Annotated in this window: 21 protein-coding genes; 11 read left to right on the plus strand and 10 right to left on the minus strand. The window is 61.1% G+C overall.

What is annotated here, in order from left to right; genetic code table 11:
- Positions 1-6: 6 nt before the first annotated feature.
- The 3 genes from CCANI_RS12240 to CCANI_RS12250 all read left to right on the plus strand — a co-directional run bounded on the left by CCANI_RS12240 (position 7) and on the right by CCANI_RS12250 (position 2,836).
- The gene (locus CCANI_RS12240; RefSeq protein ID WP_146324612.1) at positions 7-786 is read left to right on the plus strand and encodes an exodeoxyribonuclease III; all 780 of its coding nucleotides are present in this window, start codon (positions 7-9) and stop codon (positions 784-786) included.
- A complete protein-coding gene (cls, locus tag CCANI_RS12245; protein WP_146324611.1) occupies positions 786-2,252 on the plus strand; it encodes a cardiolipin synthase in 1,467 nt (488 codons plus the stop codon). The genes CCANI_RS12240 and cls overlap by 1 nt, the downstream gene beginning before the upstream one ends.
- A gap of 215 nt (positions 2,253-2,467) precedes the next feature.
- On the plus strand, positions 2,468-2,836 hold the full coding sequence (locus CCANI_RS12250; protein ID WP_186750280.1) for a MarR family winged helix-turn-helix transcriptional regulator: 369 nt from the start codon (positions 2,468-2,470) through the stop codon (positions 2,834-2,836).
- On the opposite strand, the gene CCANI_RS12255 is transcribed toward CCANI_RS12250, so the two are convergent.
- Positions 2,833-4,017 (minus strand): multidrug effflux MFS transporter, encoded by a 1,185-nt coding sequence (locus CCANI_RS12255; RefSeq protein ID WP_290211321.1) that lies wholly within the window; start codon positions 4,015-4,017, stop codon positions 2,833-2,835. The genes CCANI_RS12250 and CCANI_RS12255 overlap by 4 nt on opposite strands.
- Positions 4,018-4,218: 201 nt before the next feature.
- On the opposite strand from CCANI_RS12255, the gene thiC reads away from it, so the two are divergent.
- The 5 genes from thiC (at position 4,219) to CCANI_RS12280 (ending at position 8,339) form a co-directional block, all read left to right on the plus strand.
- Positions 4,219-5,922: a phosphomethylpyrimidine synthase ThiC gene (thiC, locus tag CCANI_RS12260; protein WP_146324608.1), complete on the plus strand. Its 1,704-nt coding sequence runs from the start codon at positions 4,219-4,221 to the stop codon at positions 5,920-5,922.
- A gap of 141 nt (positions 5,923-6,063) precedes the next feature.
- Positions 6,064-7,266 carry a Na/Pi symporter gene (locus tag CCANI_RS12265; RefSeq protein ID WP_222432949.1) on the plus strand — a complete coding sequence of 401 codons (1,203 nt, stop codon included), beginning with the start codon at positions 6,064-6,066 and terminating at the stop codon, positions 7,264-7,266.
- A gap of 11 nt (positions 7,267-7,277) precedes the next feature.
- On the plus strand, positions 7,278-7,505 hold the full coding sequence (locus tag CCANI_RS12270; RefSeq protein ID WP_146324607.1) for a hypothetical protein: 228 nt from the start codon (positions 7,278-7,280) through the stop codon (positions 7,503-7,505).
- A gap of 138 nt (positions 7,506-7,643) precedes the next feature.
- The gene (locus CCANI_RS12275; protein WP_186750278.1) at positions 7,644-7,787 is read left to right on the plus strand and encodes a hypothetical protein; all 144 of its coding nucleotides are present in this window, start codon (positions 7,644-7,646) and stop codon (positions 7,785-7,787) included.
- Between the two features lie 90 nt (positions 7,788-7,877).
- Entirely contained in the window at positions 7,878-8,339 is a 462-nt protein-coding gene (locus CCANI_RS12280; RefSeq protein ID WP_146324606.1) for a DUF2004 domain-containing protein, read from the plus strand.
- Here the strand turns inward: CCANI_RS12280 and CCANI_RS12285 are convergent.
- The 6 genes from CCANI_RS12285 to thiE are packed head-to-tail and all read right to left on the minus strand — an operon-like array spanning position 8,336 to position 12,756.
- Complete coding sequence (locus CCANI_RS12285) at positions 8,336-9,094, minus strand: multidrug ABC transporter permease (protein ID WP_146324605.1); 759 nt, start codon at positions 9,092-9,094, stop codon at positions 8,336-8,338. The two genes, CCANI_RS12280 and CCANI_RS12285, sit on opposite strands and share 4 nt — an antisense overlap.
- Positions 9,091-10,017, minus strand: coding sequence for an ABC transporter ATP-binding protein (locus CCANI_RS12290; RefSeq protein ID WP_146324604.1), 927 nt, complete (start codon positions 10,015-10,017; stop codon positions 9,091-9,093). Before CCANI_RS12290 ends, CCANI_RS12285 begins: the two co-directional genes overlap by 4 nt.
- A 25-nt stretch (positions 10,018-10,042) precedes the next feature.
- Positions 10,043-10,801 carry a thiazole synthase gene (locus CCANI_RS12295; RefSeq protein ID WP_146324603.1) on the minus strand — a complete coding sequence of 253 codons (759 nt, stop codon included), beginning with the start codon at positions 10,799-10,801 and terminating at the stop codon, positions 10,043-10,045.
- The gene (gene thiS, locus CCANI_RS12300; protein WP_342779839.1) at positions 10,794-11,000 is read right to left on the minus strand and encodes a sulfur carrier protein ThiS; all 207 of its coding nucleotides are present in this window, start codon (positions 10,998-11,000) and stop codon (positions 10,794-10,796) included. Before thiS ends, CCANI_RS12295 begins: the two co-directional genes overlap by 8 nt.
- The gene (gene thiO / locus CCANI_RS12305; RefSeq protein ID WP_146324602.1) at positions 10,997-12,052 is read right to left on the minus strand and encodes a glycine oxidase ThiO; all 1,056 of its coding nucleotides are present in this window, start codon (positions 12,050-12,052) and stop codon (positions 10,997-10,999) included. The genes thiS and thiO overlap by 4 nt, the downstream gene beginning before the upstream one ends.
- Entirely contained in the window at positions 12,049-12,756 is a 708-nt protein-coding gene (thiE, locus tag CCANI_RS12310) for a thiamine phosphate synthase (RefSeq protein WP_146324601.1), read from the minus strand. The genes thiO and thiE overlap by 4 nt, the downstream gene beginning before the upstream one ends.
- Positions 12,757-12,796: 40 nt before the next feature.
- Between thiE and CCANI_RS12315 the strand changes: the two genes are divergently transcribed.
- The 3 genes from CCANI_RS12315 to CCANI_RS12325 are packed head-to-tail and all read left to right on the plus strand — an operon-like array spanning position 12,797 to position 17,366.
- A complete protein-coding gene (locus CCANI_RS12315; protein WP_146324600.1) occupies positions 12,797-14,140 on the plus strand; it encodes a GlnX family signal transduction membrane protein in 1,344 nt (447 codons plus the stop codon).
- Positions 14,137-15,102: a glutamate ABC transporter substrate-binding protein gene (locus tag CCANI_RS12320; protein WP_246118232.1), complete on the plus strand. Its 966-nt coding sequence runs from the start codon at positions 14,137-14,139 to the stop codon at positions 15,100-15,102. The genes CCANI_RS12315 and CCANI_RS12320 overlap by 4 nt, the downstream gene beginning before the upstream one ends.
- On the plus strand, positions 15,099-17,366 hold the full coding sequence (locus CCANI_RS12325; RefSeq protein ID WP_146324599.1) for a serine/threonine protein kinase: 2,268 nt from the start codon (positions 15,099-15,101) through the stop codon (positions 17,364-17,366). The genes CCANI_RS12320 and CCANI_RS12325 overlap by 4 nt, the downstream gene beginning before the upstream one ends.
- A gap of 18 nt (positions 17,367-17,384) precedes the next feature.
- On the opposite strand, the gene CCANI_RS12330 is transcribed toward CCANI_RS12325, so the two are convergent.
- The 3 genes from CCANI_RS12330 to CCANI_RS12340 all read right to left on the minus strand — a co-directional run bounded on the left by CCANI_RS12330 (position 17,385) and on the right by CCANI_RS12340 (position 20,618).
- Positions 17,385-18,587 (minus strand): acetate kinase, encoded by a 1,203-nt coding sequence (locus CCANI_RS12330; RefSeq protein ID WP_146324598.1) that lies wholly within the window; start codon positions 18,585-18,587, stop codon positions 17,385-17,387.
- Complete coding sequence (gene pta, locus CCANI_RS12335) at positions 18,588-19,931, minus strand: phosphate acetyltransferase (protein WP_425457343.1); 1,344 nt, start codon at positions 19,929-19,931, stop codon at positions 18,588-18,590. It abuts the gene before it with no gap.
- A 186-nt stretch (positions 19,932-20,117) separates the two neighbouring features.
- Positions 20,118-20,618, minus strand: a complete 501-nt coding sequence (locus tag CCANI_RS12340; protein WP_146324597.1) for a hypothetical protein — start codon at positions 20,616-20,618, stop codon at positions 20,118-20,120.
- Between the last annotated feature and the right edge of the window lie 124 nt (positions 20,619-20,742).

The raw sequence follows: 20,742 nt of genomic DNA on the forward strand, positions 1-20,742 counted from the left end.
GAACGCATGCGAATTGTCAATTGGAATGTGAACTCGATTCGCACCCGCGCGGATCGAGTCCTTGAGTTCTTGAGCAGGCAGGACGTGGACGTCCTCGCCATGCAGGAAACCAAGTGTAAAGACGAGCAATTCCCATACCTCATGTTCCAGGGCGTCGGCTATGAAGTCGCACACGTGGGCTATGACCAGTGGAACGGCGTAGCCATCGCGTCGCGCGTTGGATTGACCGACGTCGAGGACCATTTCGCGGGCCAACCCGGCTTTCATAAGGATCCCGAAAAGCCGCAACAGCTCGAGGCCCGCGCGCTGGGCGCTACCTGCGGCGGCGTTCGCGTGTGGAGCTTGTATGTGCCAAATGGCCGGGAGATCGCGGACCGCCACTACGATTACAAGCTTCGCTGGCTGGATGCGCTGCGCCGCCACGCCCTCCAGGCTCCCGAACTGGCTGTCTATTTGGGCGATATGAACATAGCCCCCTTTGACACCGACGTGTGGGACATTCAGGCCTTTGCGGGCGCCACGCACGTGACGGAGCCGGAGCGCATCGCCTTCGCCCAGCTTGAGGAGGCTGGCCTGGTGGAGACCTCCCGGCGTTTCGACGCCGGCTACTCCTACTGGGACTACAAAGGCGCGCGGTTCCAGCGGGGCGAGGGCATGAAGATCGATTTTCAGCTGGCCACGCCTGCCCTTGCGGCACGCGCCACCGGCGGTTTTATCGATCGCGATGAGCGCTCCGGCAAGGGCGCTTCCGACCATGCCCCTGTGATCGTGGATTACGAGGTCTAATGCTAGATATCAACCTGGAATGGTGGCAGACCGTCGGTCTGATTTTCGATTACACGATCAAGATCATGGCCATCGGTACCGTGCCGGAAGGCCGCAAGCCAGGCTCTTCCAACGCGTGGCTGCTCGCCATTTTGGTGTTGCCTATCGTGGGCTTGCCCCTGTTCCTGCTCATGGGCAGCCCGTACATTAACCGCCGCCGGCACCGCGTGCAGCAGGAAGCCACGGCGATGACCGGTGATATCCATGCGGACTTGCCGGACCTCCCGGACGGCGAAGACGTCGGCTCGGAACTCTGTTCGATGGTCAAGCTGAATCGCCGCCTTACCGGCATGCCCGCGCTGCCCGGCACGGTCGTCGGCCTGCACACGGATTACCAGGCCACATTCGACCGTATGGCCGAAGTTATCGACGAGGCGAAGGAGTACGTCCACGTCGAGGTCTATATCGTGGCCTGGGACTCCAGCACCGACGTGTTTTTCCAGGCATTGCAGCGCGCCACCGCCCGCGGCGTCAAGGTCCGCCTGCTGTTTGACCAGGTGGGTTCGTGGAAATACCGGGGCTATCTATCGTTGGGCCGGCGCCTCACGGAGATTGGCGTGGATTGGCATTTGATGTTGCCACTGCAACCCTGGCGTTGGCGTTTCCGGCGGCCTGACCTGCGCAATCACCGCAAGCTCGTGATTATCGACGGCCGCGTCGGCTTCATGGGCTCCCAAAACCTCATCGATGACACGTACTTACTGCAAAAGAACGTCAAGCACGATCGCCGCTGGATCGACATTATGGTTGAACTCACCGGCCCGATCGTCGCCTCGATGGAAATGGTGTTTGCGGTGGATTGGTACCAGGAGTCGGGTGAAAACGTGGCGATCGTGGCCCCGAACCCCACGGTGAAATCCTCCGCGGAGAATATCCTGCAGATGGTGCCTTCGGGGCCGGGATACACCACGGAGCCAAACCTTCGGATCTTCAATACGGTGGTGCATCACGCCAAGGAGCGGATCATTTTGTGCTCCCCGTATTTCATCCCGGATGAATCCTTGCTGGAGGCCATTACCACCGCCTGCTATCGTGGGGTGCAGGTTGACTTGCTGGTCAACGAGGAGTCCGACCAGTTTATGGTCGGCCACGCGCAATCCAGCTATTATCAGGGTCTGCTGGAGGCGGGGGTGAATATCCACCTGTATCGCGCCCCTGCGGTGCTGCATTCCAAGTTTATGGTTGCGGACCCGCACGCCGATGCCGTGGCGATCATGGGATCGTCCAACATGGATATGAGAAGCTTCGGATTAAACTATGAAGTTTCTGTGATGGCGGCGCGCGGCGTGCTGATCGATCAGCTTACAGATTTGGCTGAGGTGTACATCAACAACTCCCGTCCACTCCCCCTTTCGGAGTGGTCCGAACGAGGGTTCTGGAGGCGCTACATTGATAACGCAATGCGTCTGACCTCGGCATTACAGTAGCATGCCCCCATTTTGGGGGGATACACGACAACCATTGATTAGGCCAGCAAAAACCTGAGCAATAAAGTTAATAATATCGTTATATTGCGTCCCGTAGGAGCCCACTTATGGTCGAGCGACCACCACTCAATGAAGCCCACTTGCAAGATTTGGCACGGTCACTCTATGGCACGGTCGCATCGTTACGTAGATTGGCCGAAAGGCCAAACAGTGACATGGACCTCACCCAATCCGAGGTTGAGATCCTGTACTACGTCAAACGATTCCCCGGCTGTAGCATCAGCGAAATCGCGCGCGTGCGGCAGCTCCGCACGCCGAACGTAAGCTCGACAGTACGATTGCTCACCAAGCAAGGCTTTATCCGGAGAGCCGACAGCACCACAGATCGCCGCTGCCAGCAGCTATTCCTCACCGATGAGGGCCTAGAGTGCATCTCCCGCATCTTCGATCAATGGGCCGAGATTGTCGGTGCCATCGTCGAACGTATGAGACCGGAGGACGTGCAGGCCTTGCGCGGCTACGCGGAAACCTTTGAGTATCTGCAAACCGCCGCGCACGACCTCGCCTCCGAGATCAATAGTTAACCCTTTCGAGCGCTCCCCAGCCCGATCAGCCCGCCCGCTAGGCATGCGGATAACCCAATCCCCATGGCCAGCGCCGGGTTGTCCCCTGCGCCCATCAGGGCGCTCACGCAGCCTGCCATGATGAACTGTGCAAAACCCATCATGGCAGAGCCCGCGCCTGCGCGTTCCCGCACTACGCCCGTGCCCAAGGCCGTCGCATTGCCCAAAACCGGTCCAAGATTGGCGAGCGCAATAAACAGCAACGGTGCGGTGACGTAGAGGTGCGGGCCGAACAGGGCGTCGATAAGCACGCCGATGCCGCACGCGAACATCACCCACATTGCGTTGCGCACAAGCACATGGGGATCGCAGCGATCGACCAAACGTGCGTTAATCGCGCTGCCGAGCATGATGCCGAGCGAATTGAGCGCAAACAGCACGGAGAACCCCACTTCGGTTACCCCCAATTGCTGCTGAAATACGAAGGGCGAAGCCGAAATATAGGAGAACAAACCGCCGAATCCAAGGGCGTAGGCGACGGTGTAGCCGCGGAAGCGTCGATTGCGCAGGACGTAGCCAATGCCACCGAAAAACGCACCCACGCTGGCGGCGGTGCGACGCTCCGGTGGATGGCTTTCGCGCACGATGGTTACGGCCACTACCAGCTGCAATAGCGCGATCACGGCGAGCACCACGAAGAGTCCTCGCCACCCGAGGGGTTGGGCGAGCAAACCGCCGACAACCGGGGCAACCACCGGCGCGAGGCCCTGAATGGTCATCATGACCGAAAACGCTTTCGCCGCTGCGGCACCGGTGGCAAGGTCCGCGATCGTGGTACGCGCAAGCACCACGCAGGCCCCCGAGCCCAGGCCCAGGATCACGCGCGCGGCGATCAGCACCCCGATATTGGGCGCAAAAGCGCAGGCCAATGAGGCGATGGCCGCGAGCACCGCCCCTCCGATCAAAAGGCCGCGGCGCCCCCACGCGTCCGATATCGGCCCGCTGCCCACCTGCCCCAATGCCATACCGAACATAAATCCGCTCAGGGTAAGCTGCACGGCTGCGGGCGAGGTGTGCAGGTCGGCGGCGATGTTCGGCAGGGTCGGCAGGTACATATCAATGGCAAACGGACCGCCCGCCGCGAGCAGCGCCAACGCGGATAGCAGCGTCGGGTTCAAACGTTGTTTCACATCAGTCCTCACGTGTTCGATCATGGCGCATTACACCCTAAAGTGTGGAAACTCGTGCCGGAAAGTGACATGAACGGGTGCAATTTTCACTACAGTAGGATGCACTGTGTCCGCGGGAGCGTGGCCGATCCAACCACGCTGAGAGGGCGCTAATCAGGAGCGCCGACCGTTTTCGAACCTGTCCGGGTCATGCCGACGTAGGGAGGAGTTTTGATGAATCAACGTGTCCAAGCCAAGAAACGCAAGAGCGCGCCACCAGCAGCGGGGGAGGTAACCACGGGGCCGATCTACCGCAGCCACAAGGTGTACAGGCCCGTGGAATTCCAGGGCGTCACCCTGCAAATCCCCGCCCGCCGCATCGAACTCACAAACGACACAACGTTTGATGTGTACGACACGTCTGGGATTTACACCCACGAGAATCCGGAGCTGGACCTAGCGGCGGGCCTCGAAAAGGTTCGCGATACCTGGCCGCGCCACGCCCCGGTTCCGGCCTCGGAAGAGCACCCGGAGTTGCGCGTGCAAACGCAGCTGGCGTGGGCGCGCGCGGGCGTAATCACCCCGGAAATGGTGTTTTGTGCGGAGCGCGAGGGGTTCACCCCGGAGGAGGTGCGCGCTGAGGTTGCCGCCGGCCGCGCCGTGATCTGCGCGAACCACAATCACCCGGAGATCGAACCTATGATCATCGGGCGGAAATTCGCCGTAAAGATCAATGCGAACATGGGTAATTCGGCCGTGACTTCCTCCATCGCCGAGGAGGTGGAAAAGATGGTGTGGGCGACCCGCTGGGGCGCGGATACCATCATGGACCTTTCCACCGGCAACGATATCCACGAAACCCGCGAGTGGATTTTGCGCAACTCGCCGGTGCCGGTGGGCACCGTGCCGATCTACCAAGCGCTGGAAAAGGTCAACGGTGATCCCACCAAGCTGACCTGGGAAATTTACCGCGACACCATTATCGAGCAGTGCGAACAAGGTGTCGATTACATGACCGTGCACGCGGGCGTGCTGCTGCGTTATGTGCCGCTCGCCGCGAACCGCGTGACGGGCATTGTGTCCCGCGGCGGTTCGATTATGGCGGCGTGGTGCTTGCACCGCCATCAGGAGTCGTTCCTGTACACCAATTTCGTGGAGCTGTGCGACATCCTGGCGAAGTACGACGTGACGTTTTCGCTTGGCGACGGCCTGCGCCCCGGCTCGATCGCGGACGCCAACGACGCCGCGCAACTCGCCGAGCTCGAAACCCTTGGCGAACTCACGCTCATTGCCCGCTCCCGGGGCTGTCAAGTCATGATCGAAGGGCCCGGCCACGTTCCCATGCACAAGATTGCGGTGAATGTGGAGTGGGAGGAAAAGTGGTGCCACGACGCGCCCTTTTACACCCTGGGCCCGCTGGCCACGGATATCGCTCCGGGCTATGACCACATCACTTCCGCCATCGGTGCCGCAATTATCGGCCAGGCGGGCACGGCCATGCTGTGCTACGTCACGCCGAAGGAGCACCTTGGCCTGCCGAATCGCGACGATGTGAAAACCGGCGTGATCACCTATAAGATCGCCGCCCACGCCGCCGATTTGGGCAAGGGGCACCCGCGGGCGCAGGAACGCGACGATGAGCTGTCCAAGGCCCGCTTCGAGTTCCGGTGGCACGACCAATTCGCACTGGCGTTGGATCCGGACACGGCGTTGGAGTTCCACGACGAAACCCTGCCCGCCGAGCCGGCGAAAACCGCGCACTTCTGCTCTATGTGCGGTCCGAAGTTCTGTTCGATGCGCATTTCGCAGGACGTGCGGGATTACGCGGCGGCCAATGGTTTGGATACGGTCGCCGCGATCGAGGCCGGCATGCGGGAGAAATCCGCGGAATTCCAGGCCGGGGGCGATCGGGTATACCTTCCGCTCACCACGAAATAGCCGGATCCAACCTATAGATCACCAAGGCTTACGGGAATGTTCACCTAGTGTTTACCTCCCGTAGGCCTGTTCGTAGCTCACGGTGTGTTGAGTAGGAAACGTACGCTTGCTCGTTCTACCTACTCTCGGAGGCTGTCCATCGTGACGCAGAACACCACCACCGCCGACAAGAAGACCACCGCTGGGGTGGCCAAAAAGGCCCCCCAACGCGCCGCGCTTCCCCATTGGCTCTTGTGGCTTGGTACCCTCGCCACCCTGTACCTGCTGATCGTCGCCATCGGCGTGATCGGCGATGGCTTCAAAGGCCTGGGCAAAGACACTGCCCAGAGCCTGTTCGATTTTGCTACGAACCCGTTTATCGGCCTGTTCGTCGGCATCCTGGCCACGGCAATCATCCAGTCCTCTTCCACCACCACCACGCTGGTGGTCACCGCCGTCGGCGCGGGCGCGCTGCCGGTGGAGGTCGCCGTCCCAATGATCATGGGCGCGAATATCGGCACCTCCGTGACCAACACGCTGGCGTCGCTCGGTCACATCGGCAATAAGGCCGAGTTCCGCCGCGCCTTCGCGGCCTCCACGGTGCACGATTTCTTCAACCTCACCGCCGTGGCCATCCTCATGCCTCTCGAACTTCTTTTCCAGCCGATCCAGCGTTCCGCCGGCTGGCTCGCGCACCAGATGTACGGCACCGTCCTGCCGGAGCCTGGCGACGCGGACGTAATCGGCATGCTCACCAAACCTGTGGTCGATCTGATCGGCATGAATGGCCTGCTCGGCGCCATCGATGGCGGCGTTATTTCCGCCGCGCTCACCATTACCCTGGGCATCGCCGCGATCTTCCTTACCGTCCACTGGCTGGGCAAGATCCTGCAGATCCTTATGGTCGGCCGCGCCAAGGAGATCCTGGAAAAGTCCGTGGGCGGACACCCCGTTACTGCGCTGGCTGCCGGCGCGGGCGTGACGGCCGTAGTGCAGTCTTCCTCCGTAACCACTTCGGTGATGGTTCCGTTCGCCGGTTCGGGCGCGCTGACCACCAAGCAGATTTACCCGCTGACCTTGGGCGCGAATATTGGTACCACGATTACCGCCTTGATCGCCGCGATGGCCGTGACGGGCCAGGGCGCGGAGCTGGCATTGCAGATCGCCCTGGTGCACTTCCTGTTTAACGTGTACGGCGTGTTCATTATTTACGTGCTGCCGTTCCTGCGCCCGGTTCCGCTGGTGTGCGCGGAATTCTTGGCTAAAGTGGCTACTGAACATAAACCTCTCGCCCTCGCATGGATCGTCACCGTGTTCCTCGCTATCCCTGCGTTGGCCATTTTGATCCATACTCAGCTGACGTAGACGGGCCCCCGATGAAAGACGAAGAGCAAGAACGTATCCACGCCGCCGGACTCGACGAGTTAGAACGCATGCTCGCCGAGGCGGAGGAGGAGCTCAAGGCGATCCGCGCAGAGATTGCGTTACGACGCCGCGAGCAGCGCCACCAGCAAATGCAAGCGTTGCCGGACGATTTGTCCAAGCTTGAGGGTGGTTGGCGGAATGTTTTTAGTGTGATCCGTCGCATTATGAACGAGGGTTAGTACCCCGCCGTACCTTTCGCGCCGTCAGTGATTGACGGCGCGTTCGCTTTTCATAAGGCTGGCAGCTCTTGTATAGTGGGCCGAATTGACCAATAATGGGTATCTACCCAACAATCCGAAGGTGGTGACTTCTCCGTCATGAATATCTCTTCCCTCACCGAAGCGGAACGCCTCACCCTTGCCCGCGCCGAAATTGAAATGTTGCCAGCCGATCTGTTCAGCCTGCGCGGAAGCTGGGCACAGCTCAAGGACGCGTTCTACGAGCTCGCGCACGCCGCCTAACGGCCTCGCATCTATGCTCGAGTTGCCCACCGACGCAGTACACTCATCCATACACGGTAAGTACGTCATGCGTTTTCGGAAAGGCACTCGATGTCCTCTTTTCACCTGCCGCTCTTTGGCTCAATCGCACCAGGCGGGTTTTATGAAGCCACCACAATCATTGCGGGTCGCCCCCTCACGGTCCGCGCCGATTTCGAAGAAACAGGCGAGCTCGACCATGCCGTGATTGCGGCGCTGACGGCCTTCCTATCGGCCTTGGAGGAGCGCGTGCGGGCGGCCCGGCAGGCGATCACGGCGGGCTTTGCGGAGGACGAGGACTGGGCGGGCGTCTATATCCACCATCACCTCGCAACGACGCTTATCGACGCCCCCGCCACCGCCACGCCCGAACAACTTGCGCGCCACTTGTTCCCCGATTGCGTGTGGCTGTCCGCGGCTGCGGAAGAACCCGCCATCATCGATTTCACGGTGGGCAAGCAATACACGGATTGCGTGCTTAAGGTGAGTTTCGATGCGACGGGTTCAGTCACCTGCATCACGATGGAAAGCTAAACATCGCGGAATCTGATGGAAAGCATGCCAAGGATAAACAACCCGACACACCACGCAATGAAGTAATACAAGGATCCGGTGTATTCCCACTTGGTGTGGGTAAGGTTGCCCTGGGTAAGAAAGGCCTGCAGGTTGCTAAACGGCCCGTGATTGGAGATCTGCGGCCCGTATTTAGGCAGGAAGTACACAAAGGTTTCCAGGCCGAGGAACCACGAAAGCATGATCGCCACCGCGCCGGCGGTTTGGCGCACCAGCATGGCTATGCCCATGGAGAAGGTGACCATCAGCAACGCCACCAGCGGATACGCCCAGAGCATGCGGAGCAGGTATTCGTTGTTCCACACGTCTACCTGCTTGCTTACCTCGCTGCCCGCCAAGATCTTCGCGCCGTAGATGCCGCCGATCAGCGTTACAAAGGTCATTGCGGTGGCTATCACCGTGTACAGGAACCATTTGCACACCAACACCAAGATCCGCTGCGGCGTGGCGGTAAATGTGACCCCGACGCAATTGTGGCGGTATTCGGTGGTCACCACCATGATCGCCTGCACGATCACGGACAAAAAGCCAAAGTAGTAAATGCCCTGCGGCAGCATATTGATGTCAATGTATCCGACATCGGGCATTCCGGCATTCCACCCCAAAAGCAGCGGAATCCCGGCACCCACAACCACAAAGAACAGGGTGGTCCAAAGCAGCGCTTTCGTGGTGCTGAGTTTGATCCATTCAGATCGTATTGTGTAGAACGGATTCACCGCAGCTGCTCCTTTGCCTGATATTCCACGGCATGCCCCGTCATTGCCATAAAGGCGTCTTCGAGGGATGCTTTACGCTCGGTCAGCTCAAGCACATTGATTTGCGTAGAATACGCAAGGTTTCCCACGAAATCGGTGGTTTGATCTTGAATCACATATACCAACCGGCCTTCCTCGTCTTCTTCCTGCGTGAATTCCACGCCTTCCTCTTCCAATACCCCCGCGAATTCCAGCACGTGCGGGGTGCGCACCACCACGGATCGTTGGGAGGAATGCTTGATAAATTCGTAAGTCGAAGAATCCGCCACGAGTTGCCCGCGTCCGATCACGATCAGGTGATCCGCGGTCAGCGCCATTTCTGAAAGCATGTGGGAACTCACCATCACGGTTCGCCCCTCCGCCGCGAGCCCTTTCAGGAAATTACGCACCCACCGTATGCCTTCGGGGTCGAGGCCGTTGACCGGTTCGTCGAGAAGCAATACGCCGGGGTCCCCGAGCAGCGCGGTGGCCAACCCGAGGCGTTGCCCCATGCCCAGCGAAAACTTACCGGCTTTTTTATTGGCCACGTCGCTTAGGCCCACGATGCCGAGCACCTCATCCGCCCTGCGCTTCGGTATTCCGTTCGACGCCGCGACCCAGCGCAGGTGGTTGACTGCGGTGCGGTTGGGGTGCACCGCTTTCGCATCTAGTAGCGACCCAACCTCACGCAATGGGTTGCGCAAACTGCGATACCGTTTCCCGTTGACCAGAGCCATCCCTGCGGTGGGACGATCCAGCCCGAGAATCATGCGCATTGTAGTGGACTTACCTGCGCCGTTCGGCCCGAGAAAACCGGTGACAATCCCTGGCTTTACCGCAAAACTCAGGTTGTCAACGGCTGTCACTCGGCCGTACCGCTTAGTCAGCCCTTTGACTTCGATCATGCACACTAGTGTGGCACATCATCCATCATTGGTCGCGTTTGGGGGAACTAGCACGACCCCAAAAACGTTTCGGAATCCGACCCGCCAAATATGCTTCCCGCCCGGCGATCACCCCATGCTTCATAGCGGTGGCCATTTGCACCGGATTATCGGCGCGGGTCACGGCCGTGGCCAGCAATACGCCGGAGCAGCCGAGTTCCATTGCCAGGGCGGCGTCGGAAGCCGTGCCAATGCCGGCATCGCAGATCACGGGAACCTTTGCGGCCGCCGTAATCATCGAAAGGTTATGCGGATTCTGGATCCCCAGCCCGGTCCCGATCGGCGCCGCCAGGGGCATCACCGCGGCACACCCGGCCTCCTCCAATTGGCGGGCCAGAATCGGGTCGTCGGTGGTGTAGGGCAGCACCACAAAGCCGTCGTCCACGAGCTGTTCCGCGGCGTCGAGAAGCTCAATGCCATCCGGCAGCAGCGTGCGGTCGTCGGCGATCACCTCCAATTTGATCCAATTGGTGTGCAATGCCTCGCGCGCCAACTGTGCGGTGAGCACGGCCTCGGCGGCGGTGTGGCAACCTGCGGTATTCGGAAGGGCGCGGATACCCAGCTCCTCCAGCAGCCGAACCATCCCCGTGCCCGTTTTCGCATCCACGCGACGCATGGCCACGGTGGTCATTTCGGTGCCGGAAGCCACCAAGGCCTCACGCAAAATGTGCTGGTTGGCCGCACCGCCGGTGCCCATAATAAGGCGGGAGGAAAACTCCTCGCCAGCGATAACCAGGTTATCCACCTTGCACCGCCGTCAATACGTCGATCGCGCGCGGGGTCAATTCGCCGAGAGATTCGTCCCACCGGTCGCGGGGGAAGACGGTTCCATCGAGGGCTACAGCTACACCTCGCTCCTGGCCCACTAGTTCAACCACCAGTTCGCGAACGCTGGTGGCCTCTCCCACCGCTCGCCGCTCACCGTTGAGTTCAACATCCATCATTGTTCCACTTTCTCAAAGCGGTGCGGGTCCGTCAGGCGCATGATCGGGAGGGGGTCTCCAGCGATTTCAGCGAGCACCGCATCCGCCGTAAGCGCCGACAATAGAATACCGTTTCGGCCATGGCCGCAGGCGGCAATAATGCGGTCATCCACGGCACCGATATACGGCTTATTGTCGGGAGAATAGGGACGCAAACCAGCAATTACCTCGTCGAACGCGTAATCGTCGATGCCGGGGAAGATCAGCGCGGCGTCGTCAAGCAATTGTCGAACACCCCCAGCGGTGGGCTCTAAATCGTGCCCCTGTTCGTATTCGGTGGCGCCCACGGCAAGCCCCCAATCGCGCGGCACCAGATACACGGGACGGCCGTGCACACGTGCGCGAATAGTGCGGCGGGGCGGCTCCTGGGAGGACGAACGCCGGCGCAGGCGCAATACCTCACCCTTCACCTCGCGGATGGGCAATCCGATCAACTTTTCGGAGCCCGCGCCGGCGGCCACGACCACGCGCTCGCCGGGCACTTCGTTCACGTCTTCGACAACGGTGCGAACCCATTTCACGCCGAGCTCATGGCAGCCACGCGCCAGCGACGTCATGGCGATTCGATTATCCACGGCGCATTCATCGTCGCACACAATGCCGCCGCGCAAACCCCGGCGCAGGCTCGGCTCAATCACGCGCAGCTCGCGGCGGGTGACCGTGCGCAGCGCATCCGGGTAGTAGCCGGCAACGAATTCCCTAATGGTGGCAATCTCCGCCGCGTCCGCTTCATCTACGGCGGTGATCAGCGTGCCTTCACCGGTAAACATATCGCCACCCAGTTCGGCCCCCATGTGCAGCCAACTATCCAGGGCAGCGACGCCCAGGAAGAGCATGTCCTGCTCCCCCGGCCACGCCTCGGTATACGCGCCGAGCATGCCACCAGCGACCCAACCTGCGCCGTCGGTACCTGGCATCTCGGGAGCGTACATAGTTACGTCACATCCAGCGCTCGCTAGACGGTATGCACAAGCCAAGCCGACGATGGAACCGCCGATGACACTTACGTTCACTGCCCCTCCTTAGTACATTGATTGATTGCAGTTTGAAGTTCCTGGGCCGCAGCGGCTGGATTAGAAGCTTCAGTAATTGCCCGAACAACAACAATACGCCGGGCACCTGCGGCGATGGTGGTACCGACACTCCCTAAGTCGATGCCGCCGATAGCAAACCACGGCTTGCCGGACTCCCCTTCCGCTTCTCGACGCCCACCCGTCCGCTGCGCCGCGTACCGCACCAGCTCCAGCCCTACCGCGGCGCGCCCCGGCTTGGTGGGGGTGGCCCACACGGGGCCGGTGCAAAAATAGTCCACGTTCGGGTCCGCCAGGGCGGCATCCACATCGGCGGCGCTGTGGCACGATCTGCCGATGCGCACGTCCGGCCCGAGGATTTCCCGTGCGATATCCGGGGGGAGGTCTTGTTGCCCCACGTGAAACACATCCGCCTTGGCCGCGTAGGCGATATCGGCGCGATCGTTCACGGCCATGCGGACCCCGTAGCGGCCGCATACTTCCCGCAATGCTGCAAGAAATTCCAGTTCCTGCGCGGCCTCCATGGCCCCGAATTCCGCCACCCCGGGGGAGTTTTTATCGCGCAGCTGAATAATGTCTACGCCGGCGGCGCACACACTCTCAGCGAGTTCTACGAGTCCGCGAGGGTTGTTTCCATGCACATGGCGCCGAGCATCAGTTACCAGATACAGCGTTGCGGAGTCCATGAGAAACCAGCCTAGTGCCCGTGGCGGGTATTCTGAAGCAATGAGCACCCCCGTCACTCAGGATCATTGGCTGGATGCGGTGGGTTCACAAGAGCCCTCCAAACGTCAGCGCGCTTTCGCAATCGTGCGCGGCTGGCTGGATAGTCTCGACTTCCTCTCCACCTCACCCGGCAAGCTTGCGGCGGTAACAACCCTAGTGAGTATAGCTATCTTCGCCGCAGGTTATTCCATGTCTTTGTCCTCGGACGACCGGCAGCAAGCGTTGGACACACTCATCACCACTACCGAACCTATGTCCTACGCTTCGCATAATATTTACTCTTCGCTCTCAATTGCGGATACCACCGCCACCACCGGCTTCGTCCAAGCGGGTGTAGAAGACCCCTCCACCCGCGACCGATATTCGGAAGCGATCCGGTTGGCCAGTATCTCCCTTGCGGAGGCAGCCGCCCAGCAAAACGAGGAAACCTCACCCCTGATTTTGGAAGTGCAGCAACAGCTTCCTGTGTACACCGGTTTGGTGGAAACCGCGCGGGCTAATAACCGCGTGGGTAATCCGGTGGGCGCGGCCTATATGGCCGAGGCCTCGGCGCTGATGCGGGAACAGATCCTGCCCACCGCCGCCAACCTTTACGCCATCACCTCCGACGAGATGACCACGCAACAGGCGCACCTGACCAAGATACAGTGGATCCCCATTTCGGGGCTTGTCGCGGCCGTGATCCTGCTCGTGGTGGCGCAATGGTGGCTATTCCGGGTGACCCGCCGCCGCCTCAACGCCGGCTTCGTGGTGGCCACGGTTCTCATGGTGATCGCCACCGGCTGGGTGGGGGCGGCCAATTTCATGAACTGGAGCGCGGGCTCGGCCGCCTACCAGGAGGCCTCCGCCCCGCTGTTTTCGCTGACCAATGCGCGCATCCAGGCGCAGAAGGCCCGCACGGAGGAAACCCTTTCCCTGATCCGCCGCCAGAACGTAAACACCTCGGACACCACCTTTGCGCAAGCCACCAAGCGCATCAATGAGGCCCTCGATCTTTTCGAACATAGTTCTCTCAACGAGACCACCGCGGATAAGCAAACCCTGTTGACGGCGCGCAGCAATGTGGAATCCTGGACCACGCACCACCGGTCCCTGCTGCAGGCGCAGGATACCGGCGATTATTCCGCCGCCGTCGCACACATCTCGGGCAATACCTCGTCTTTCGACGCCCTCGACCAGGACCTCGCCGCGCTCATGGGCAAGGCCCGCACCTCGTTGCGGTCTTATATCAATGAGGGCCTTTCCGCTACCCGCTTGGTGGCCACCCCGGTATTGTTACTTTCACTGTTTTCCGTCTTCGCAGTCTGGATCGGAATCCGGCCTCGCTTCCAGGAGTACCTGTGAAACGTTTGTTCAGCGTGTTATGGTGCGTCGCACTCCTTGCCGCGTGCACCGCCAACGATCCCCCACAAGTGGAGCGAACCTGGGTGGCCCTGGCACCGCTGCCGCTACCGCCGGGGGCGGTCATCGAGGAGCCCGGGCAGGCATACCGGCCGATGTCGCGGGAATTCCTGGGATCCTTCCGCCCGGATCACCGCACCCCCGAGGAACGCGTCCCGCAGATCCTCGCGCGCGGCCGCATTATCGTCGGCGTGGATCAATCCCAATACCTGCTGAGTTTCCGCGACCCCAGCACCGGCGAGCTGCGCGGTTTCGAGGTGGAACTCGCAAAAGAAATAGCGCAAGATATCTTCGGCGATCCGAATCGCGTGGAGTTTCGGTTCGTGGATTCCACCGACCGAATCCGCGCGCTGGAATCCGGGCAGGTGGATATCGTGGTGCAATCCATGACCATTACCCGGACGCGGCAGGACCAGGTGGCGTTTTCCACCCCGTACTTCACGGCCCAAACACGCATCCTGACGCTTGTCCATGCGGAAGTGCACTCCTCCAAGGACTTGGCCGGGAAAACGGTGTGCGTAACGGATCAGTCCACGGGATTAGACACGGCGCGTCGAGAAGCACCTGAAAGCCGCATCCTCAAGGTGCGGAACTGGTCGGACTGCCTCGTTGCCCTCCAACAAAACCAGGCGGTGGCGGTAATCTCCGACGATGCCATCCTCTCCGGCATCGCCGCCCAAGACCCCTACACGCGCATCCTCGATGAAGTACTCCGGGAGGAAACCTACGGCGTGGCCGTGGCCAAGCCTGGGACCAGGCACGACACGTTGGGGCTAATACGGCAAGTCAATTTCACGATTGAACGTATACAACGCGATAACACGTGGTGGAAAATGTACCGCCAGTGGTTGGAGCCGTATCAAACCACGCCAGGGCCGCCGCCCACGAATTACCGGGAGGAATGATGGCTGAACCCCGCACCGAACTCACCAGCGAAGCGCGCACCGAGCCGACCAGCGCGGCGTGCACCGAAGCGGTCCCGTTCGACCCATTCGCCGACGATGAAGACGATGACCATGAGGTCACAGTAGGCATCCCTGTAGACTCCTCCACCCGCGCCCGCAAGGAAGCCCTCACCACCTTCCGCGAGCGGCGCGGCAAAAACCGCACGCAGCGAGCGGTGGCGGATGGCATGGTGCACCTGCCGTTCGTGGAACCCACCAATCCGGCGAGCGCCTTGATCGAACCTGGTGACGAATTCGATCCGCCGTTATTGCAGCGCGGCGACGTCGTGGCCGGGCAATACGAAGTCCTCGGCGTGCTGGCGCACGGGGGCCTAGGCTGGATCTACCTGGCGAACGACCGCAACGTGTCCGGGCGCGTCGTCGTATTGAAAGGGCTCGCCCAATCCTTGGCCGCGCACGACCGCGCCGTGGCCGACGCCGAGCGGGAATTCTTGGCGGATATTACGCACCCCGGGATTATTAAAATCTTTAACTTTATCGATGATCCCAGGGGCGACCTCATCGTTATGGAATACGCCCCAGGGCCGTCCCTGCGCAACCGCCGCCGCGACGGGGTGATCAGCCCGGACATCGCCATCGGCTATGTGCTGGAGATTCTGCCGGCGCTGGAATACCTCCACTCCCGCGGGGTGGTGTACAACGACCTAAAGCCGGACAACATTATTATCACCGAAGACCAGGTGAAGCTCATCGACCTCGGCGCGGTATCGGGCATCGCTTCCTTCGGATATATTTACGGCACCAAGGGCTTCCAAGCGCCGGAGGTGGCGCAGGTGGGGCCGTCGGTGGCTTCGGACATTTACACGGTGGGGCGGACCTTGGCCTCGCTGATCTGCGATCTGCCGCTGGAAGACGGCGCGTTTGCCCCGGGGATCCCCTCGCCCAGCGACGAACCGTTATTCCGCCGCTACCTGAGCTTGTACCGGCTGCTGGTGCGGGCGACGGACCCGGATCCGGCGAAGCGATTCCGCAACGTGCGGGAGCTCAAAACCCAGCTATACGGGGTGCTGCGGGAAATCCTGGCCGTGCGCGATGGCCGGCAATTCCCGGCGCAATACTCGCTGTTTTCCCCACAACGTACCACCTTTGGCACCAAGCACACGGTGTTCCGCACGGACCAGCTTATCGACGGCATCGCCCGCACCGTCCGCATCACCCCGCCCGAAATCGTTGCCGCGCTCCCAGTGCCGCTGCTGGATACCACCGACCCGGGCGCGCATATGCTCAGCGGCTATTCCTATGCGGAGCCGCACGAAGCGTTGGAAACCATCCGCCAGGCCATGGAGGAATACCCGACCAGCACGGAAATCCCCCTGGGCATGGTGCGCGCGCTGTTGGACCTGGGGTTGACTTCTGAGGCGCGCGCGATGTTGAGCACGCTCGATCGGCTGAGCAGCGATTGGCGGCACCAGTGGTACTCGGGCATCACCGACCTGCTTTTGGACGATTACGAGGCCGCCCAGGAGCATTTTAATAATGTGCTCAATATCCTTCCCGGTGAGCCCGCCCCTAAGCTTGCGCTCGCCGTGGTCGATGAATTGCTGCTGCAACAGGCTGGGCTGGACCAAACGCCGCTTCTCGACGCCGCGACCATCAAGGCCGCGCAGCTCCTCTCCGACACCTCCGATGACACGCCGCACTTGAATTGCGTGGATTCCACCTGGTCGCACCTCACCCGGGAACCCGCCGCCCTGCGCTTTCACGCCATGCGGCTGTATAACCTCGTGTGGGCGACGAATCCCACGACCATTTCCTCCGCCTTCGGGCTTACCCGCATGCTGATGGCGGAAGGGCAGGTAGAGCAGGCGGTGGCCGCATTGGATAGCGTGCCGCAGCCGTCGCGCCACCAGCGCATGGCCAAATTGACCACCATCTTGCACCTGGTTTCTGGGCCCCCGGAAAAACTCACCGAATCCCGGATCCGCCGCGCGGCGCGCCGGTTGGAGGAAATCCCCACCAACGAGCCGCGATTCCTGCAGATCAAGATCGCGGTCATGAACGCCGCGCTGAACTGGTTGCGGGCCGCAGACCTCGATTGCGCCGCGGCGACCGGCGATCTCTTCGATGTGCCCTTTACCCAGCGCGGATTGCGCACGGGGATCTCGGAAAGCCTCCGGCTGCAGGCCCGATCCTCGCCCTTCCCCCGGCACCGGTACGCCCTGGTTGACATGGCCAACACCGTGCGCCCCACCACCTGGTTCTAGAGCGTTCGATCACTCCCCTTATTGGGTGGCGATCTTCATCGCCTTGCGGGCGATGGCCAATTCCTCGTTGGTGGGAATCACAAATACCTTCACCTGGGAATCATCGGTGGAGATTTCGCGCGCGCCATCATTAGGAAGGGCGTTGCGTTGTGGGTCGATCTTGATGCCGAAGCCCTCGAGGCCAGCCAGGGCGTCGGCACGCACGTTCGCCGCGTTCTCGCCCACGCCGGCGGTGAAGGTAATGGCGTTGACGCGCCCCAAAGCAATCATGTAGGAGCCAATATAGCGGCGCAATTGGTGAATGTACACGTTGTACGCCAGCCACGCGTCCTGATTCTCCTCTTCGATCAGGCGTGCGAGCTCGCGGAAATCGTTGACGCCGGAAATGCCCTTGACGCCGGACTTGCGGTTCAGCAATTCGTCGATTTCATCGATGCTCATCCCGGCGCTACGGTGCAGGTGAAACACGATGCCGGGGTCGATATCGCCGGAACGGGTGCCCATGACTAGGCCCGCGAGCGGGGTCATGCCCATCGAGGTATCCACGGCCTTGCCGCCCCGAATCGCGGCGGCGGAAGCGCCATTGCCCAGGTGCAGGGTGATCTGGTTCACCGCCTCGGCGGGCATATCCAACATCGCGGGAACATGCTGGGACACATACTCGTGGCTGGTGCCGTGGAAACCGTAGCGGCGCACGCCGTGGTTCACGGCCACCTCGGCGTTAATGGCGTAGAGCGCGGCTGCCGGCGGCATGGAATGGAAGAAACCGGTATCGAACACAGCTACGTGCGGGACGTCCGGCAGGATCGCGCGCGCCACCTCGATGCCATCGATATTGGCGGGATTGTGCAGCGGGGCGAGCGGGATCAGGTCGCGGACCATATTCATGATCTCGTCCGTGATCAGCTCCGGCTGGGAAAACAGGATGCCGCCGTGCACCACGCGGTGGCCGACGGCCACGATCTCCACATCGGAGGGGCCGCACCCGTGCGCCGTCATCAGATCGAACGCCATTGCGAGGCCCACGGAGTGATCCAGGATCGGCGCCTCCGTAAAGTATTTTTCGCCCTCGTACTTCAGGGTAACGCGGCCGTTCGGTTCGCCGATCTGTTCCACAAGGCCGGAGGCGAAGGGCTCGTCCTTGGCGTGCTTCTTCGGGTCTACCAGCTGGAACTTAATAGAGGAGGAGCCGGAGTTCAGCACCAACACGAGTGCAGACATTTACTTACCCCCAGCCTGGATCGCCGTAATCGCAACGGTGTTCACAATGTCCGGCACGGTGGCGCCGCGGGACAGGTCATTCACAGGCTTGTTCAAACCCTGCAGGATCGGGCCAACGGCCAACGCATGGCCGGTACGCTGCGCGGTCTTATAGCCGATATTGCCGGCCTCCAAATCCGGGAAGATAAACACGTTCGCACGCCCGGCCACTTCAGATTCCGGCAGCTTCTTGGCGGCCACGCCTGGGTCGCACGCAGCGTCGAACTGCAAGGGGCCGTCGACAAGCACCTCGGGGTCGAGCTTGCGTGCGGCTGCAACGGCGGCGGCGGCGCGATCAACGTCGGGCCCGGTTCCGGATGTGCCGGTGGAATAGCTGAGGATGGCCACCCGCGGGTCGATGCCAAATTGCGCAGCTGTGCATGCAGAGACCACGGCGATTTCGCCAAGCTGTTCGGCGGTCGGATTGGGGTTTACGGCGCAGTCGCCGAAGGCCCACAGGCGGCCCCGCATCACCATAAGGAAGATGGAAGAAACCACGGAGGTCCCCGGCTGCGTCTTAATAATCTGGAAGCTCGGCTTAATCGTGTGCGCCGTGGTGTGGGCGGCACCGGAAACCATGCCGTCTGCAAGCCCCTTATGAATCATCATGGTGGCGTAATAGGAAATATCCTTCATGGTCTCCCGCGCCTCCTCCAACGTCACCCCCTTGGACTTCCGCAGCTCCGCAAAATCTTGTGCGAACTCCTCCGCGCGCGGATCCGTAAGTGGGTTCGAAAGGTGCGCGGCGGAAAGGTCCAAGCCAAGCTCCTCGGCGCGCGCCAGCACCCGCTCCGGCTCGCCCAAAATGGTGAGCTCACACACGTTCTTGGCCAACAGCTGGTCCGCGGCCTGCAGGATACGATCGTCATCGCCCTCCGGCAGCACGATATGCGCCCGCGTCTGCCGCGCCCGCTCCAGCAACCAATGTTCGAACACAACGGCGCTCATGACCTGGGTCGCGGTGACGCCGGCGCTCACACGTGCTAATTCTTCCGGATCCGCGGCGATCCCCGCCACCACTGCACCCAAAGATTCGGCCTCGCGGAGAGTAAGGTCAGCCGCGACCCCCGGTTCGCTCAAGATTGCTAAGGGTACCCCGAGTGCGGCACCACATTGGGCGTCGAAGTTGAGGTTACCTGTGCCTATATATACGACGGGTTCCGGCGCGGCGTCGGCAACCACGTCGGCGATGTCGGCATTACCGCGGACGAGGGGTCGGACCGGCAAACCGAAAGCTTGGGCGGCTGCTGTATCTAAGCCACGACCAAGCGCCGTTAACAGGATGGAGGGTGCGGAATGTGTCACCAAAGGTCCTTTCCTTCGCAGTGTGAATTCGCTGTCACAGCGGGTTACGTGTGATTCGCCCCATAAGTGTAGCGGAGCACACGTGGTAAAGTTGCGGTTCGCACACACTCAAAGAAAATGCCTGCCTTACCGCTCAACGTAAGACAGGCATTTTGAGATTATCGACGCCGCGACCACGCAGCGCTATCACTCCGTGAAACGTACCACCACCACAAGCTGCTGTGGGCTATACGCATACCCCATGCAGTAGCGCGTGCTGGTTTCAGAAAACGCGTGGAAGGCCTCGTCGTTGAGGAACTTTGAGGCCACGGCCTGGGCGTTGAGCTGCGCGCCCAAGTCATACACATATGCGACTTCCTTTTGCCCCTCCGCCGGTGCGGTGGGGGCCCCTTGCAGGATCTCGGACGCACGGGCATTTGCCGCCGCGACGTGCTCGTACTCATCGTCGACCATAAGGGTGCCAAAATTAGCTGGCATTTGGTTTCTAATAGCGGTGGCCATGGTGTTGGCCTCCGACAAGGTCAAATTAATGTTTTGGGTATTCTGCGAAGTTGCGGCTTGCTCGCCTACCGCCTGCCCGTCGGGCGCACCCGTGATCAAGGTGACCAACAAGCTCACAAGAAAGCCGAACGTCGAACCGTGCTGCCGCAAGAAATCCATTACGGGTTTCAACACCGAACGCGTCACCCTTTGTACCTCCTCAACATAACCATCAAAAGCGCTGGCAGTGGACGTAACTGTGTTTCTTGCAAGAATTCCCACTGAACAGCGCCTAGAGCCCAAGCTCACTACTATCTGTAGGGTACCACCT

Source organism: Corynebacterium canis, assembly GCF_030408595.1.
Lineage (GTDB): Bacteria > Actinomycetota > Actinomycetes > Mycobacteriales > Mycobacteriaceae > Corynebacterium > Corynebacterium canis.

Excerpts from the sequence above, each read along its gene's own strand:
- CCANI_RS12240 (WP_146324612.1), top strand. The coding sequence starts at position 7 with ATGCGAATTGTCAATTGGAATGTGAACTCGATTCGCACCCGCGCGGAT.
- cls (WP_146324611.1), top strand. The coding sequence starts at position 786 with ATGCTAGATATCAACCTGGAATGGTGGCAGACCGTCGGTCTGATTTTC.
- CCANI_RS12250 (WP_186750280.1), top strand. The coding sequence starts at position 2,468 with ATGGACCTCACCCAATCCGAGGTTGAGATCCTGTACTACGTCAAACGA.
- thiC (WP_146324608.1), top strand. The coding sequence starts at position 4,219 with ATGAATCAACGTGTCCAAGCCAAGAAACGCAAGAGCGCGCCACCAGCA.
- CCANI_RS12270 (WP_146324607.1), top strand. The coding sequence starts at position 7,278 with ATGAAAGACGAAGAGCAAGAACGTATCCACGCCGCCGGACTCGACGAG.
- CCANI_RS12275 (WP_186750278.1), top strand. The coding sequence starts at position 7,644 with ATGAATATCTCTTCCCTCACCGAAGCGGAACGCCTCACCCTTGCCCGC.
- CCANI_RS12280 (WP_146324606.1), top strand. The coding sequence starts at position 7,878 with ATGTCCTCTTTTCACCTGCCGCTCTTTGGCTCAATCGCACCAGGCGGG.
- CCANI_RS12290 (WP_146324604.1), bottom strand. The coding sequence starts at position 10,017 with ATGATCGAAGTCAAAGGGCTGACTAAGCGGTACGGCCGAGTGACAGCC.
- thiS (WP_342779839.1), bottom strand. The coding sequence starts at position 11,000 with ATGATGGATGTTGAACTCAACGGTGAGCGGCGAGCGGTGGGAGAGGCC.
- thiE (WP_146324601.1), bottom strand. The coding sequence starts at position 12,756 with ATGGACTCCGCAACGCTGTATCTGGTAACTGATGCTCGGCGCCATGTG.
- CCANI_RS12315 (WP_146324600.1), top strand. The coding sequence starts at position 12,797 with ATGAGCACCCCCGTCACTCAGGATCATTGGCTGGATGCGGTGGGTTCA.
- CCANI_RS12325 (WP_146324599.1), top strand. The coding sequence starts at position 15,099 with ATGATGGCTGAACCCCGCACCGAACTCACCAGCGAAGCGCGCACCGAG.
- CCANI_RS12330 (WP_146324598.1), bottom strand. The coding sequence starts at position 18,587 with ATGTCTGCACTCGTGTTGGTGCTGAACTCCGGCTCCTCCTCTATTAAG.